The sequence below is a fragment of the Pseudomonas sp. B21-015 genome (assembly GCF_024749285.1).
GTDB lineage: Bacteria > Pseudomonadota > Gammaproteobacteria > Pseudomonadales > Pseudomonadaceae > Aquipseudomonas.
On record NZ_CP087196.1, the window covers coordinates 5,150,630 to 5,164,784 of the forward strand.

Annotated in this window: 15 protein-coding genes and 1 pseudogene; 10 read left to right on the top strand and 6 right to left on the bottom strand. The window is 60.3% G+C overall.

Translation table 11 applies throughout. The annotated features are described in order from the left end of the window. Positions 1 to 89 precede the first annotated feature (89 nt). On the bottom strand, positions 90 to 2,234 hold the full coding sequence (gene dinG, locus LOY38_RS23525; RefSeq protein WP_258697266.1) for an ATP-dependent DNA helicase DinG: 2,145 nt from the start codon (positions 2,232 to 2,234) through the stop codon (positions 90 to 92). 99 nt (positions 2,235 to 2,333) lie between these two features. Between dinG and LOY38_RS23530 the strand changes: the two genes are divergently transcribed. After that, a complete protein-coding gene (locus tag LOY38_RS23530) occupies positions 2,334 to 2,798 on the top strand; it encodes a CopD family protein (protein ID WP_258697267.1) in 465 nt (154 codons plus the stop codon). A gap of 164 nt (positions 2,799 to 2,962) precedes the next feature. On the opposite strand, the gene LOY38_RS23535 is transcribed toward LOY38_RS23530, so the two are convergent. The 4 genes from LOY38_RS23535 to LOY38_RS23550 all read right to left on the bottom strand — a co-directional run bounded on the left by LOY38_RS23535 (position 2,963) and on the right by LOY38_RS23550 (position 5,660). Then, positions 2,963 to 3,721, bottom strand: a complete 759-nt coding sequence (locus LOY38_RS23535; protein WP_258697268.1) for a collagen-like protein — start codon at positions 3,719 to 3,721, stop codon at positions 2,963 to 2,965. After that, entirely contained in the window at positions 3,714 to 3,992 is a 279-nt protein-coding gene (locus tag LOY38_RS23540) for a DUF1145 domain-containing protein (protein ID WP_258697269.1), read from the bottom strand. The genes LOY38_RS23535 and LOY38_RS23540 overlap by 8 nt, the downstream gene beginning before the upstream one ends. A 162-nt stretch (positions 3,993 to 4,154) precedes the next feature. After that, the gene (locus LOY38_RS23545) at positions 4,155 to 4,874 is read right to left on the bottom strand and encodes an OmpA family protein (protein WP_258697270.1); all 720 of its coding nucleotides are present in this window, start codon (positions 4,872 to 4,874) and stop codon (positions 4,155 to 4,157) included. A 90-nt stretch (positions 4,875 to 4,964) separates the two neighbouring features. Next, entirely contained in the window at positions 4,965 to 5,660 is a 696-nt protein-coding gene (locus LOY38_RS23550) for an OmpA family protein (RefSeq protein WP_258697271.1), read from the bottom strand. Positions 5,661 to 5,838: 178 nt separating this feature from the next. On the opposite strand from LOY38_RS23550, the gene LOY38_RS23555 reads away from it, so the two are divergent. From LOY38_RS23555 to LOY38_RS23570, 4 genes are all read left to right on the top strand, one after another. Beyond that, positions 5,839 to 6,336: a DUF6231 family protein gene (locus LOY38_RS23555; protein WP_258697272.1), complete on the top strand. Its 498-nt coding sequence runs from the start codon at positions 5,839 to 5,841 to the stop codon at positions 6,334 to 6,336. A gap of 4 nt (positions 6,337 to 6,340) precedes the next feature. Next, complete coding sequence (locus tag LOY38_RS23560) at positions 6,341 to 6,817, top strand: YchJ family protein (protein ID WP_258697273.1); 477 nt, start codon at positions 6,341 to 6,343, stop codon at positions 6,815 to 6,817. Between the two features lie 166 nt (positions 6,818 to 6,983). After that, on the top strand, positions 6,984 to 7,469 hold the full coding sequence (locus LOY38_RS23565; RefSeq protein WP_258697274.1) for an LEA type 2 family protein: 486 nt from the start codon (positions 6,984 to 6,986) through the stop codon (positions 7,467 to 7,469). A 5-nt stretch (positions 7,470 to 7,474) separates the two neighbouring features. Beyond that, positions 7,475 to 7,684, top strand: a complete 210-nt coding sequence (locus tag LOY38_RS23570) for an SEC-C metal-binding domain-containing protein (RefSeq protein ID WP_007906737.1) — start codon at positions 7,475 to 7,477, stop codon at positions 7,682 to 7,684. 128 nt (positions 7,685 to 7,812) lie between these two features. Here LOY38_RS23570 and LOY38_RS23575 read toward each other — a convergent pair whose 3' ends face one another. Further along, positions 7,813 to 8,370, bottom strand: a complete 558-nt coding sequence (locus tag LOY38_RS23575; RefSeq protein WP_258697275.1) for a cysteine hydrolase family protein — start codon at positions 8,368 to 8,370, stop codon at positions 7,813 to 7,815. Positions 8,371 to 8,512: 142 nt separating this feature from the next. Here LOY38_RS23575 and LOY38_RS23580 point away from each other — a divergent pair. The 5 genes and pseudogenes from LOY38_RS23580 to LOY38_RS23600 all read left to right on the top strand — a co-directional run. Then, positions 8,513 to 8,858 (top strand): annotated as a pseudogene (locus LOY38_RS23580) (thiol:disulfide oxidoreductase); the annotation flags it as partial. A gap of 196 nt (positions 8,859 to 9,054) precedes the next feature. Beyond that, positions 9,055 to 11,505 (top strand): penicillin acylase family protein, encoded by a 2,451-nt coding sequence (locus tag LOY38_RS23585; protein ID WP_258697276.1) that lies wholly within the window; start codon positions 9,055 to 9,057, stop codon positions 11,503 to 11,505. Positions 11,506 to 11,868: 363 nt separating this feature from the next. Further along, entirely contained in the window at positions 11,869 to 12,651 is a 783-nt protein-coding gene (locus LOY38_RS23590; RefSeq protein ID WP_258697277.1) for a transporter substrate-binding domain-containing protein, read from the top strand. Between the two features lie 56 nt (positions 12,652 to 12,707). Continuing rightward, positions 12,708 to 13,436 carry an ABC transporter permease gene (locus LOY38_RS23595; protein WP_258697278.1) on the top strand — a complete coding sequence of 243 codons (729 nt, stop codon included), beginning with the start codon at positions 12,708 to 12,710 and terminating at the stop codon, positions 13,434 to 13,436. After that, complete coding sequence (locus tag LOY38_RS23600; RefSeq protein WP_258697279.1) at positions 13,433 to 14,143, top strand: ABC transporter permease; 711 nt, start codon at positions 13,433 to 13,435, stop codon at positions 14,141 to 14,143. The genes LOY38_RS23595 and LOY38_RS23600 overlap by 4 nt, the downstream gene beginning before the upstream one ends. Positions 14,144 to 14,155 lie beyond the last annotated feature (12 nt).

The window sequence follows — 14,155 nt, forward strand, 5'->3', positions numbered from 1 at the left end:
TGGTTCTCCCTAACGACCATCAATGGGCCAGTGGAAAAGCAGTGGCAGTGAGGTAGACAACGCGGCGGGCCTATTTGCCCACCGGCGCATCAGGAAATTTCACGACGAAATGGCGGCAACGCATTGAGAATAGCTTTGCCGTAGCGCTGCGTGACCAAACGACGGTCGAGCAAGGTGATGGTGCCGCGATCTTCTTCGGTCCGCAGCAGGCGACCGCAGGCTTGGACCAGTTTCAGCGACGCGTCCGGCACCGAGATTTCCATGAACGGATTGCCGCCACGGGCTTCGATCCACTCAGCCAGCGCGGCTTCGACCGGATCGTCGGGCACCGAGAACGGAATCTTGGCGATCACCACGTGCTCGCAGTAGGCACCGGGCAAATCCACGCCTTCGGCAAAACTCGCCAGGCCGAACAGCACGCTGGAGTCCCCGCCATCGACCCGCGCCTTGTGCTTGTTCAGGGTTTCCTGTTTCGACAGGTTGCCTTGAATGAACACTTGCTTGCGCCAGTCGCGGTCCAGCCCGTCGAATACGTCTTGCATCTGTTTGCGTGAGGAGAACAGCACCAGGGTGCCACGGGAACCCTCGACCAGTTCCGGCAAGTCACGAATGATCGCTGCGGTGTGAGCCGGCGCATCACGCGGGTCGGCTTTGAGGTCCGGCACCCGCAGCACGCCGGCGTCGGCATGATGGAACGGGCTCGGGACCACTGCGGTCACGGCGGTTTTAGGCAGGCCGGCGCGCATGCGGAAACGGTCGAAGGTGCCGAGGGCGGTCAGGGTCGCCGAGGTCACCAGCGCCCCGTAAGCCACGTTCCACAGGTTGCGCCGGAGCATTTCCGCCGCGAGGATCGGGCTGGCGTTGACCTCGATGTCGAACAACGAACCGCTTTCGGCCAGGGTCAGCCAACGGGCCATGGGCGGGTTGTCTTCCGGGTCTTCGACGGTGAAGGCGGTCCACAACTCCCAGTTGCCCGAAGAACGGGACAGCAGGCTGCCGAACAACGGATACCACTCTTCGGCCTGGTTGCTGGCGATACCGATGTTGACCTCGCCGTCCATGCCTTCCTTGAGCAGTTCGGTGAGCCGGGTGAACAGGTCGGTCAGCCGGGCAAAGCCCTTCTTCAGCTCGATGCCCATTTCGCGCATGTGCTCGGGAATCACCCCGCCGACGAAACGGTGACGCGGCCGCTCACGGCCTTCGACATCTTCGCCGGGTTTGAAGTCAGCGACCTGCTCACAGGCGCTGAACATGAACTGCTGCTGGGTCTTGATCTCCCGCGCCAGCTCCGGCACCTGCTCGATCAACTTGCCCAGATCTCCCGGCAATGGATGCTGGGCGAGCAATTTGGTGAGGTTCTTGGCGGTGGTTTCCAGCCAGTCGGCGGTGGAGCGCAGGCGTGTGTAATGGGCGAAGTGGCCGATGGCCTTGTCCGGCAGGTGATGGCCTTCGTCGAACACGTAGATCGTGTCGCGCGGGTCCGGCAGTACCGCGCCGCCGCCCAGGGCCAGGTCGGCCAGCACCATGTCGTGGTTGGTGACGATCACGTCGACCTTGCCCATGCCTTCGCGCGCCTTGTAAAAGGCGCACTGGCCGAAATTCGGGCAATGACGGTTGGTGCACTGGCTATGATCGGTGGTCAGGCGCGCCCAGTCGGCGTCTTCCAGCGCAGTCGACCAACTGTCACGGTCGCCGTCCCACTTATTGCCGGCGAGCTTTTCGATCATGCTGGTGAACAGCTTCTGACTGGCCTCATCGACCTCGATCTTGAAGCCTTCTTCTTCGAACAGCTGCGCGGTGGCGGTTTGCGCGTGACCTTCCTGGAGCAACATGTCGAGCTTGGACAGGCACAGGTAGCGCCCCCGGCCCTTGGCCAGCGCGAAGCTGAAATTCAGCCCGCTGTTACGCATCAGGTCGGGCAAGTCCTTGTAGACGATCTGCTCTTGCAGGGCCACGGTGGCCGTGGCAATCACCAGACGCTTGCCGGCGGCCTTGGCGGCGGGGATGGCCGCCAGGCTGTAAGCCACGGTTTTGCCGGTACCGGTGCCGGCTTCCACCGCGACAATCGCGGGGTCGCCACTGCGCCGGCCTTCGTCGTCGGTGTCGATGTCACCGAGGACCTTGGCGATTTCGGCGATCATCAGGCGTTGGCCGTAGCGCGGCTTGAGGCTCTTGGCTTCGAGAAAACGCGAGTAGGCGCCCTGGATCGTGGTTTTGAGTTCGGTGCTGATCATGGATTGTCGGGCGCAAAAAACGCTGGATAAATTTTCAGTGGTTCGGATCGGCCGCTATCATACCCCGCTAATTAATCCCGCGCAGAACGGAGTACCCCAATGACACCTTTTGGCATCGTTTATATCCTGCATGTCCTGGCCGCCCTGGTGTGGGTCGGCGGCATGTTTTTCGCCTGGATGGTCCTGCGTCCCGCGGCGATGAAGGCGCTGGAAGGCCCTGCCCGGTTGAAGCTGTGGGTGGAAGTGTTTCAAGGTTTTTTCCGCTGGGTCTGGGTCGCGGTGGTGCTTTTGCCGATCAGCGGTGTGGGCATGATTCATTTGCAGTTCACCGGGTTTGAAGCGGCACCGCGTTATGTGCAGGTGATGATGGGCTTGTACGTGGTGATGGTGGCGCTGTTTATCCGGATTCAGGCGTTGCTGCTGCCGGAACTGCGCACGGCGGTGGAGGCTCAGGATTGGCCGACGGGTGCGGCGACGCTGGGCAGGATTCGCCGGTTGGTGGGGATTAACCTGATGGTCGGGTTGGTGCTGGTGGCGATTGCTGCGGCTCGGCCGATGCTCTGAGCAATGCATAGCCTCTGTGGCGAGGGAGCTTGCTCCCGCTCGGCTGCGCAGCAGTCGTAATCGATCACTGCGCACGTTCTGAAAGAACAGAGTCGCCGGTTTTGGGGGCCGCTTCGCGACCCAGCGGGAGCAAGCTCCCTCGCCACAGAGGGGCTCAGTCGTTCTTACAACCGCTGAATGCTCACCGAACCCGCCGCCCCGGCAGGCCCTGGCTGACCATCAGCGCCAGGACGACCGCTCTTGCCGCCATCGGCTGTGTACACGATGCAGCCCTCGGCCTTGCCGCCCGCTCCCGGTTTGCCACCAGTCCCTGCCACGCCACCGGCACCGCCCGCCACTTCGACCTTGATTTGCTCTGCCGGGAATTCACGCGGCACTTCTAACCGAACCAGCGCACCCGGTGCCCCTGGCTGGCCGTCGCTGCCATCACCGCCGTCGCCGCCATCGCCACCTTGCCCCCCGGTGCAACCCGATGCCGCGCCGTTGCCGCCATCGAGACCGACAAAACCCGGTGCACCCGCGCCACCGCGTGCGTCTACCGACAGTTGCGGTGCTTTCAAGGCCTTGATCTGCAAGTTCAGATTACGCCCGGAGCGCGCGGCCTTCTGATAAGTCCCCGCCGCGCCCCGCGCAGTGATCTGGCTGCCTTCGGACAACTCGGCACGGCTGACCTTCAATACCAAAGCCTGTTCGCTCGGCACAATGGCGATCCGCGCGTCGCGCCCCAGGTGCAACTCACCGACGGTCACTTCAGTCACGTTCGAGGGAATCAGCAAGGTACCGTGATCGGCGACTTCCAGCCGTTCCAGTTGCAAGGCGCTGGCGGTGTTGGGCAAGCGCATCAGCGAGTTGGTTTCGACGCTCACCACCTGGGCGCAGGCCAATGGGCTGATGAGTGCGGCGAGCAGACAGAGTTTACGCATGGGAAGCCTTCGCAGTGGCCGGGGCCGGAATGGTTTGCAGGTGAAAAACGCCGAAAAAGACAATCTTCAGGCGATCACGCCAGGGGTGGGCTCGACCTTTGAGGCTGCGGTTGCAGAACACTAGCTCCAGAAGATGAGTCAGCGCCAACAGGCTGCCGGCCAGATTGATCAACAGGTGCAGCGGATGAACAAACGGTATGAGCAGATTGACCAGCACCACCAACCAGAACAGCAGGGTCAACAACTTCCCCAGCCCCCAAAACACCTTCATACGCTCCTCCGTTGAGAATTATTCTTTGCACGCACAGTAACGGCTTACAGGCGGGATAAGCCAGAGGGCAACAGAAAATTCTTCCGGTAGGCGCCGAATGGCCGCCGGGCCCACCTTGATGGTCCTCCGACGGCTCTATCACAGGCCTCTTGATCACAAAGCTCAGCGATTGATGTGCAACTCCACGCGACGGTTTTGCGCTCGCCCTTCTTCCGTGTCGTTATCGGCCACCGGCTGGCTTTCGCCCCTGCCTTCACTGGTGAGTTTGTTCGGCGCCAGCCCCTGACTCAACAGGTAGGCTGCGACGCTGCTGGCACGACGTTCCGACAGTTTCTGGTTATAGGCGTCCGAACCCTGGCTGTCGGTATGACCGACGACTTTGATGCTCACCACATCGGCGCTCTGCAATTTGGCCATCAACGAATCCAGCTGACTGTGCGCTTCGGGCGTCAGGTTGGATTTGTTGTAAGCGAACAACACGTTACTGCTCAGGGTGATGACTTCGGATTTCGCGGCTTCAGGTTCAGCAGGTTTCACGCTGGCCGGGTACTGCGGCAACGGACAACCGTGATGTTCGACAGGCGTACTGGCGGGCGTATCGGGGCAGCGATCGCGTCGATCGAAGACACCATCATCGTCTTCATCGCCATCCTGGGCATAACAGATCAAACCACCGGTCAAGATCCCGAGCGCCGCTCCACCTGCCGCCCAACCGCCACTTTCGATCGCGCCCAAACCGCCGCCGACCAGTCCGCCAATGACACTGCAGATTGGCCAGGTTCGTTGATTCAAGGGGGCGGTGCCATCGCTGTGAGTCGCGCAACCGGAAAGAAGACTGCCAAGTAACATAACCGGCAAGACGGTCCTTGTGAGAACGCTCATTGTGAATGCTCCTGTGTCACCGGCCCATACCGGTCACACAGGAGTAAAGACCCGCATCCGCGACTGCACAAGCCGCGGAGTACAAGGGACTCAGCGGTTGATTTTGATTTCTGTGCGGCGGTTCTGCGCACGGCCGTCAGCGGTTTTGTTATCGGCCACCGGCTGGCTTTCACCGGCACCGGTCACAGACACGAAGCTGCTGCGTGGCACGCCTTGGGAAATCAGGTATTCCACCACCGAATGGGCGCGCCTGTCCGACAGTTTCTGGTTGTACTTATCGCTGCCGACGCTGTCGGTATGACCGGTGACGGTCAGTCGGGAACCGGAGGATTCCTGTTTCAGGCGCGTGGCAACGGTGTTGAGTACCTCTTTATCGGAAGGGGTGAGCTTGGCCGAATCGAACTGGAAGTGAACATCACGGATAACGATGACTTCTTCCTTGACCACCGCATTCTCTTCGACCACCGGCACAGGCGCCGGTGGAGGGCAGCCGTCGGCATCGACCCGCACGCCTTTAGGTGTGTGCGGGCACTTGTCGCGGCTGTCCGGCACGCCATCGCCGTCCTCGTCGCCATCGCCGTGCACCCAGCACCAGGCCGCTGTCGTGCCGCCGACCAGCAGCGCGCCATAGCCCGCCCATGCCGCGCTCTCTGTCGCGCCGAGCCCTGCACCGACGACACCACCGACCGCCGCACAGGTCGGCCAGTCAGTTTTCTGCAAACCTGCGCAACCAGTCAACACACTGGTTAGCAGAACCAAGGGTAATGCTGTCCGAATTATGCTCATCTAGTTCTTCTCCTGAGGGATCGGCTTAAAGCCGATTCAGGAAGTAAAGACCCGAGCTTTAATCTCCGCCAGCAATAGGCCATTGCTGTTTTGCCCTATGTTCACGGAAGATCGCCGCTTTTTGCTTAAACCGCCCGACAAGACAAGCTAGTCTTGGCGTTCTGATTGAGGATCTTCGATGATTGCAGGTATTTCTTCGCGCACGCCCCAACAGGCGTTGGCCGCATTGCTTGATCGTTACGCCCCGGCGCGTCTGCTGCTGATGGGCGCCAGCGAATTCCCCGCGCTCGCGGCGTTCCAGCTCGCGCACCCGCAGAGCATCGTCGCCTTTGCCGCGCCCGGGCCATTGCCGGCCGAACTGGCGGCGCAACGGTATGATCTGGCGCTGGTGGTCGATTGCCTCGAACACTTGCCCAAGCGCGACGGCCTGAATCTGCTCGGCGGAATACGCAACCTCAATGCCAGCCGCATTGCAGTGCTGGCCGACTTGCCGGCCAGCGGCTGGCAGGAGACGGATTTTTTCTCCCTGGCCCTGCAAGCCAGCGAACGCTTCCAGCGCGACGATCAAGTGTTGACGTTGTTTACCTACGATCTGCTTGACTACAAACAGGTGCCCGACTGGCTCAACTCACGCTTCTGGGCCAATCCGGAAAACTTCGGGAAATATTGGTGGTAACGCAATGAGTACATCCATTTGCCCTTGCGGCAGCGGCACGCTGCTCGATGCCTGCTGCGGTCATTACCACGCCGGCCATCCGGCCCCTAGCGCCGAAGTCTTGATGCGTTCGCGCTACAGCGCCTATGTGCTGGGGCTGGTCGACTATCTGGTGGCGACCACCCTGCCCGCGCAACAGACCGGCCTGGATCGCCAGTCGATCAGCGACTGGAGCGCCCAAAGCACCTGGCTGGGCCTGGAAGTGGAGAGCGCCGAAGTCTTCGGCGGTCAGCCGGAGCACGCCTTCGTCACCTTTACCGCTCGCTGGCACGACAACAGCGGCGAACACAGCCACCGCGAACGTTCGTCATTTGTACAGAACGCCGGCCGCTGGTACTTCATCGACCCTACCGTGCCACTCAAGGCCGGGCGCAACGATGCGTGCCCTTGCGCCAGCGGGCAGAAGTTCAAGAAGTGTTGTGCGAGTTATTTCAGCGCTTGAGGTGATCCCTGTAGCAGCTGTCGAGCCTGTGAGGCTGCGTTCGGCTGCGCAGCAGTCGTGAAACCGGGCGGCGCGGTGTTTAAGATAGACCGAGGCGCCAGGGTTGGCGACTGCTTCGCAGCCGAACGCAGGCTTCGCCAGCTGCTACAAAGGGAGAAACACGACCATGACCACCCGACGACTCGCGCTCTATCTGTTCACCTTGCTGCTGTTTTCAGGACTCGGCGGCTGCGCCTCATGGTTCAGTGACGACCTGCCGGATCCGCAGGTCCATCTGGTCAAGGTCGAGGTGGTCCGGGCCAGGCTGCTGGAGCAGAAATTCCTGCTGCATTTTCGCGTCGACAATCCCAATGACCAAGATCTGACGGTGCGCGCCCTGGAATATCGCATTCACCTGGGGGACATCCTGCTGACCGAAGGCGAGCACGAACACTGGTTCACCGTAGGCCCCAAGCGCAGCGCCTATTTCAAAGTACCGATCCGCACCAACCTGTGGCCCAAAGTCCGGGACCTGGTGAAACTGCTGAAAAAACCCGATCAACCGATTCCCTATCGTCTGGAAGGCACACTTGAAACCGGTATATTCATCGCGCACTACGTGCACCTGGCGCGCAATGGCGTGATAATCGCCGCCGATTTAATTCCGGAGTGACCCCGATGACCCAGCAACCCCATGTCCATGGCCCTGACTGCAACCACGATCATGACCATCACGACCACCATGATCACGACCATGGCCATGTCCACGGCCCGAACTGCGGCCACGCCCACCAGGAGCCGGTGCGCAACGCCCTGAAGGATGTCGGCCGCAACGACCCTTGCCCCTGCGGCAACGGCAAGAAATTCAAGAAGTGCCACGGCGCTTGATGCTTCGGGCGGATAATTTTTTCGCCTGTTGAATCGCCTTCGCGAGCTTGCTCGCGAAGACGGCGGCACACTCACTATCAATTTGGCCGTTAAAACGCTATCGCGAGCAGGCTCGCTCCCACAGGTTTTCAGCCAGCCATTAATATTTCTGCTGTGCCCACGACCGTCGCATATTCGCCATGCAAATTACCCAGCGACATCGCATGTACCTCCTCGGCTGAGTGGTCGTTGCCGAAAAAATCCGCCTTGTCGAAGGTAAAGCACGCATCCTCCGCAACCCACGCTTCAAACCCCAGATTCCCGGCCGTTCGCGCCGTGGACTCCACCGAGTTGTGGGTCGCCACACCAACGATGATCAACTGATCGATCCCCGCCTCGCGCAAACGCGCCTCCAACCCCGTCGAACAAAACGCATCCGGCACTTGCTTCTGTATCAGCCACTCACCGACCGATGGCTGAAATCGCTGCTGAAACTCCACCCCCGATTGCTGCGGCCAGAACACCGAATCCGCTGAACGGGACAGGTGTTGCACATGAATCACCGGCCGCCCGGTTCGACGCCAATGCCCCAGCAATTCCAGAATGCGCTCTTCGGCCTGTGGGTTGTTTCGACGACCCAACCTGGGGTGCAGGATGCCTTTTTGTTGATCGATGATGATCAGCGCCGCGTTCGTCTTGAGCTCCATGCCGACTTTTCTCATGCAAGGTCATTGAGTTTTCCGCACTTCAGCATCACTTCCTGCTACTGGCAAGCCATCAAACGCAAACAGGACGACCTGATGCTCGCGGTCGCTGCCCGTACCTGACTATGTCTCTTGATTTGGAACCATCGTCGATCACGAGCCGGCCGATGACGGAGCTCCGTTGTCGCTGTTCGAGTCGGGGGCGATTCTTTTGTACCTGGCGGAGAAAACCGGCAAGTTCTTGCCCAAGGACCTGCGCGGGCACCAGCAGGCGCTGCAATGGCTGTTCTGGCAGATGGGCGGCCTGGGGCCGATGGCCGGGCAGAATTGCCGACATGGCGATCTACCCGTGGATCGTTTCCCACAAATGGCAGAGCCAGAACCTGGAAGACTTCCCTAACGTGCTGCGCTGGTTCAACCACATCCAGAACCGCCCGGCGACGGTGAAGGCGTATGCGCTGGTGGACAAGGTCAATCCACCTAAATCCTGAGGCAAACACAAACCCTGTGGTTAGGAGGCTGTTGTGGCGAGGGGGCTTGCCCCCTCGCCACGGGTAACGCATCGTCCAGAAGTTTGTGGTTTATCAGACATTTCCTGAAATAACCCTACACCCCGCTTGCGCGGCCTCCTCCTGCTCACTAACGTAGCGCCTTTATTGCGCCTCTACCCCCCGCAGGAGCTTTGCCATGGCCTCGCCAGCCCTTACACATTTTCTTCCCCGGTTCGGCGTTGCCGCAGCAGTGGCCGGTGTTTTGAGCCTGACCGGTTGTCAGACCTGGAACACTCAGGACACCCTCCCGCCCACCTCCGGCGTGCAACCGCTCAAGGGTCTGGCGCAGAACGTTTCGGTTCGTCGCAATGCCATGGGCATGCCGCTGATCGAGAGCAACAGCTTCCACGATGCGCTGTTCACCCTCGGCTACGTGCACGCCAGCGACCGCATCAGCCAGATGGTCACTCTGCGCCTGTTGGCCCAGGGCCGTTTGGCGGAGATGTCCGGTTCGGACCTGCTCGACGCCGACCGCTACATGCGCGCGGTCAATCTGAAGAAAAGCGCGGACGAGCTGTACAAGGCCTCTTCGCCGCGTCTCAAGCGGTTCTTCGAAGTCTATTCCCGCGGGGTCAACGCCTACCTGTTCCGCTACCGCGACAAATTGCCTGCGGACCTCGCGGCCACCGGCTACAAGCCTGAATACTGGAAACCGGAAGATTCGGCGCTGATGTTCTGCCTGCTGAACTTCAGCCAATCGGCGAACCTGCCGGAAGAGATTTCCTCATTGATGCTGGCCCAGACCGTCAGCACCGACAAACTGGCGTGGCTGACGCCGTCTGCGCCCGACGAAAAACTGCCGGTGGCTGAAGCCGAAAAACTTCAGGGCATCAAACTCAACGGGCAAATCCCGGGGCTGAGCGAAATAGGCAAAGCCACCGGCCAACTGTCGGATCTGAATCTGCTGGGCGCCACGTCTTCGAACAACTGGGCGATCGCCCCGCAACGCAGCCGCAGCGGCAAAAGCCTGCTGGCCAGCGACAGCCACGGGCCGCTGGGCGTGCCGTCGTTGCTCAGTTACGTGCAGATTCGCGCGCCGAAATACCAGGCCTCCGGCGTGACCATTGCCGGGTTACCGATGGTGCTCGGTGGTTTCAACGGCAAAGTGGCGTGGAGCATGACCACCGTCATGGGCGACAACCAGGACCTGTTCCTGGAAAAAATCAAACGCCAGGGCAACGGCCTTTCCTACGAAGTGGGCGGCAAATGGCAGCCGGCGATCGTGCGCAACGAAACTTATTTCGTCAAAGGCCAGCGGCCGATTCGCGAAGCGGTGTACGAAACCCGCCACGGGCCGCTGCTCAACAGCGCACAAGGCACCGCGCTGGCGAATGGTTACGGTCTGGCCTTGCAGATGCCGGACTTCACCGACGACAAAAGCCTGGACGCCTTTTTCGACCTGTCCCGAGCACAGAGCGCCGAGAAAGCGTCGGACGCCAGCCGTGAGATCCGTGCCATTGCCCTGAATCTGGTGTTTGCCGATGCCAGCAATATCGGCTGGCAAGTCACCGGTCGCTACCCGAACCGTCGCGAAGGCGAAGGCTTGCTGCCGTCGCCAGGCTGGGAAGGTCGCTACGACTGGGACGGTTACGCCGACCCGATGCTCCACCCGTATGACCAGGACCCGGCTCAGGGCTGGCTCGGCACCGCCAACCAGCGGGTCATTCCCCATGGTTACGGCATGCAGCTGTCCAATTCCTGGTCCGCCCCGGAGCGCGGCGAACGCATGGCCGAACTGGCGGGCGTGGGCAAACACGACACTCGCAGCCTGATCGCCATGCAATACGACCAAACCACCACCTTCGCCGCCAAACTGAAGAAAATGTTTGAAGCGCCGGGCATGGCTCAGCCACTCAAGCAGGCCATCGAAGCGTTGCCGGTTGCGGACCGCGGCAAGGCTCGCGAGACGTACACACGCTTGATGGCCTTCGACGGCAAACTGAGCCCGACCTCCGCCGACGCGGCGATTTACGAGCTGTTCCTGCAGGAAAGCACGAAACAGATTTTCCTCGACGAACTGGGCCCGGAAAGCAGCCCGGCGTGGAAAGCCTTTATCGTCAACGGCAAGTTGTCCTACGCAGCTCAGGCCGATCACCTGCTGGGCCGTGAGGACAGTCCGTTCTGGGATGACGTGCGCACTGCACAGAAAGAAGACAAACCGGCGATTCTCGCCCGTAGCCTGGCCTCGGCGATCAGCGCGGGTGACAGCCAGTTGGGCGGCGACCACAAAGCCTGGCAGTGGGGCAAACTGCACCGCTACGAGTGGAAGAACGCCAGAGGCCAGACCGTGCGCGGTCCGCTGGCGGCCGGCGGCGACCACACCACGCTCAATACTGCCGCGTTCACCTGGGGACAGGACTTCAACACCACGCTGGCGCCCGCCATGCGCTTTATCGTCGACTTCGGCCAGACAGAACCGCTGATGGGCCAGAACGGTACCGGCCAATCCGGCAACCCCGCCAGCCCGCACTATCTCGACAGCGTCGATCCATGGCTAAAGGGGCAATACATGAGCCTGCCGATGCAGCCGCAGAACTTTGACAAGGTGTATGGCAAAACGCGGTTGACGTTGACGCCCGGCAAGTAACCCCACTCCCACATTTGGCGCCTGGCACCGTCAACTGTGGGCTTGCTCGCGAAGAGGGAGTGTCAGTCGACATCAATGTTGCCTGGCACACCGCCTTCGCGAGCAAGCCCGCTCCCACAGGTTCTGCACCTTGACTGGCTGATCAGAGCTAGCCCCCTGGCCCACACAGCGCACCATCCAGACGCAAAGATCTGGCGGCGCCCGTTTTCGTGCACAAATCCCGCATTGCCACTTCTTGTACTACCTTTTAAACGCTTGTTCGGGACTCTGGTTCGGAAATTGCTACTTTTAATAGGTCTTACGCTTTTCAGTAACAGTACTTCTGCGCCACAAGCGCTCATATTGGTTCTTAGGGATTGAATAATGAAAAAAGCATTGCTGACCCTTTCTGCACTGGCGTTGTGCATGGCTGCCGGCTCCGCGCTGGCCAAGGAATACAAAGAATTGCGTTTTGGCGTTGACCCTTCCTACGCGCCGTTCGAGTCCAAAGCAGCCGATGGCAGCCTGGTAGGCTTCGACATCGACCTGGGCAATGCGATCTGCGCCGAGCTGAAGGTCAAGTGCAAGTGGGTCGAAAGCGATTTCGACGGCATGATTCCGGGCCTCAAGGCCAATAAATTCGACGGTGTGATCTCTTCGATGACCGTCACCCCCGCCCGCGAAAAAGTCATCGACTTCTCCAGCGAGCTGTTCTCCGGCCCAACCGCTTACGTGTTCAAGAAAGGTTCCGGCCTGACCGAAGACGTCGCCTCGCTGAAGGGTAAAACCGTAGGCTACGAGCAAGGCACCATCCAGGAAGCGTACGCCAAAGCCGTTCTGGACAAGGCTGGCGTGAAAACCCAGGCCTATCAGAACCAGGATCAGGTGTATTCCGACCTGACTTCCGGTCGCCTCGATGCGGCGATCCAGGACATGCTGCAGGCCGAACTGGGCTTCTTGAAGTCGCCAAAAGGCACCGATTACGAAATCAGCAAGCCGGTGGACAGCGAATTGCTGCCAGCCAAAACAGCGATCGGTATCTCTAAAGGTAACAAAGACCTCAAGGCACTTTTGGATAAAGGTATCAAAGCGTTACACGACGATGGCACCTACGCCACCATTCAGAAGAAACACTTTGGCGATCTGAATCTGTACAGCGGCAAGTAATGCCCGGCGCCCATCTCACGATGGGCGCTTTTTTTATCCGATCAGGTTGCTGATTTATGTTCGAAACCCTATTACAAAATCTGGGGCTCTCCGCCTTCAGCCTCAAGGGCTTCGGTCCTTTGTTGATGGAAGGCACCTGGATGACCATCAAATTATCGGTGTTGTCGCTCTTGGTAGCCGTCTTGCTCGGCTTGCTGGGCGCCAGTGCCAAACTGTCCAAAGTCAAACTGGTGCGCGTGCCGGCGCAGGTCTATACCACGCTGATTCGCGGCGTGCCGGATCTGGTGCTGATGCTGTTGATTTTCTACAGCCTGCAAACCTGGCTGACGTCGCTCACCGACTTCATGGAATGGGAATACATCGAGATCAACCCGTTCAGCGCCGGGGTCATTACCCTGGGCTTTATCTATGGCGCGTACTTCACCGAAACCTTTCGCGGGGCGATCCTTGCGGTGCCACGGGGTCAGGTCGAAGCCGCAACCGCTTATGGCCTCAAGCGTGGCCAGCGCTTCTGGATCGTGGTGTTCCCGCAAATGATGCGTTTTGCCCTGCCGGGTATCGGCAATAACTGGATGGTGATGCTCAAGGCCACTGCGCTGGTGTCGATCATCGGCCTCGCCGACCTGGTCAAAGCTGCTCAGGACGCCGGCAAAAGCACCTATCAACTGTTCTACTTCCTGGTGTTGGCCGCGGTGATTTACCTGCTGATCACCAGCGCCTCCAATTTCGTCCTGCGCAAACTTGAACGCCGCTACGCCGCCGGCTCCCGGGAGGCCGTACGATGATCGAACTCTTGCAGGATTACTGGAAGCCCTTCCTTTATACCGACGGTTACCACATCACCGGCCTGGCCATGACCATGTGGTTGCTCAGCGCGTCGATCTTCATCGGTTTTCTGGTGTCGATCCCGCTGTCCATCGCCAGGGTTTCACCCAAGGTCTACGTCCGCTGGCCAGTGCAGTTCTACACCTACCTGTTTCGCGGGACGCCGCTGTATATCCAGTTGCTGATTTGCTACACCGGGATTTACAGCCTGGCCGCCGTGCGCGCCCAACCGGTACTGGATGCGTTCTTTCGCGATGCGATGAACTGCACCATCCTGGCCTTCGCCCTGAACACCTGCGCCTACACCACGGAGATCTTCGCCGGGGCGATTCGCAGCATGGCGCACGGTGAAGTCGAGGCGGCCAAGGCTTACGGTCTGTCGGGCTGGAAGCTCTATGCCTACGTGATCATGCCGTCAGCCCTGCGTCGTTCGTTGCCTTATTACAGCAACGAAGTGATTCTGATGCTGCACTCGACCACCGTGGCGTTCACCGCGACCATCCCGGATGTCCTGAAAGTCGCTCGTGATGCGAACTCCGCGACCTTTCTGACCTTTCAGTCGTTCGGCATCGCCGCGCTGATCTACCTGACCGTTACCTTTGCGCTGGTCGGCCTGTTCCGCCTCGCCGAACGCCGATGGCTGGCCTTCCTCGGGCCGACTCACTAGGACAATTCGTAC

What these genes read in the sequence shown, in the direction of transcription:
- dinG (WP_258697266.1), bottom strand. Translation starts at nt 2,234, where the DNA reads ATGATCAGCACCGAACTCAAAACCACGATCCAGGGCGCCTACTCGCGT.
- LOY38_RS23530 (WP_258697267.1), top strand. Translation starts at nt 2,334, where the DNA reads ATGACACCTTTTGGCATCGTTTATATCCTGCATGTCCTGGCCGCCCTG.
- LOY38_RS23535 (WP_258697268.1), bottom strand. Translation starts at nt 3,721, where the DNA reads ATGCGTAAACTCTGTCTGCTCGCCGCACTCATCAGCCCATTGGCCTGC.
- LOY38_RS23540 (WP_258697269.1), bottom strand. Translation starts at nt 3,992, where the DNA reads ATGAAGGTGTTTTGGGGGCTGGGGAAGTTGTTGACCCTGCTGTTCTGG.
- LOY38_RS23545 (WP_258697270.1), bottom strand. Translation starts at nt 4,874, where the DNA reads ATGAGCGTTCTCACAAGGACCGTCTTGCCGGTTATGTTACTTGGCAGT.
- LOY38_RS23550 (WP_258697271.1), bottom strand. Translation starts at nt 5,660, where the DNA reads ATGAGCATAATTCGGACAGCATTACCCTTGGTTCTGCTAACCAGTGTG.
- LOY38_RS23555 (WP_258697272.1), top strand. Translation starts at nt 5,839, where the DNA reads ATGATTGCAGGTATTTCTTCGCGCACGCCCCAACAGGCGTTGGCCGCA.
- LOY38_RS23560 (WP_258697273.1), top strand. Translation starts at nt 6,341, where the DNA reads ATGAGTACATCCATTTGCCCTTGCGGCAGCGGCACGCTGCTCGATGCC.
- LOY38_RS23565 (WP_258697274.1), top strand. Translation starts at nt 6,984, where the DNA reads ATGACCACCCGACGACTCGCGCTCTATCTGTTCACCTTGCTGCTGTTT.
- LOY38_RS23570 (WP_007906737.1), top strand. Translation starts at nt 7,475, where the DNA reads ATGACCCAGCAACCCCATGTCCATGGCCCTGACTGCAACCACGATCAT.
- LOY38_RS23575 (WP_258697275.1), bottom strand. Translation starts at nt 8,370, where the DNA reads ATGGAGCTCAAGACGAACGCGGCGCTGATCATCATCGATCAACAAAAA.
- LOY38_RS23585 (WP_258697276.1), top strand. Translation starts at nt 9,055, where the DNA reads ATGGCCTCGCCAGCCCTTACACATTTTCTTCCCCGGTTCGGCGTTGCC.
- LOY38_RS23590 (WP_258697277.1), top strand. Translation starts at nt 11,869, where the DNA reads ATGAAAAAAGCATTGCTGACCCTTTCTGCACTGGCGTTGTGCATGGCT.
- LOY38_RS23595 (WP_258697278.1), top strand. Translation starts at nt 12,708, where the DNA reads ATGTTCGAAACCCTATTACAAAATCTGGGGCTCTCCGCCTTCAGCCTC.
- LOY38_RS23600 (WP_258697279.1), top strand. Translation starts at nt 13,433, where the DNA reads ATGATCGAACTCTTGCAGGATTACTGGAAGCCCTTCCTTTATACCGAC.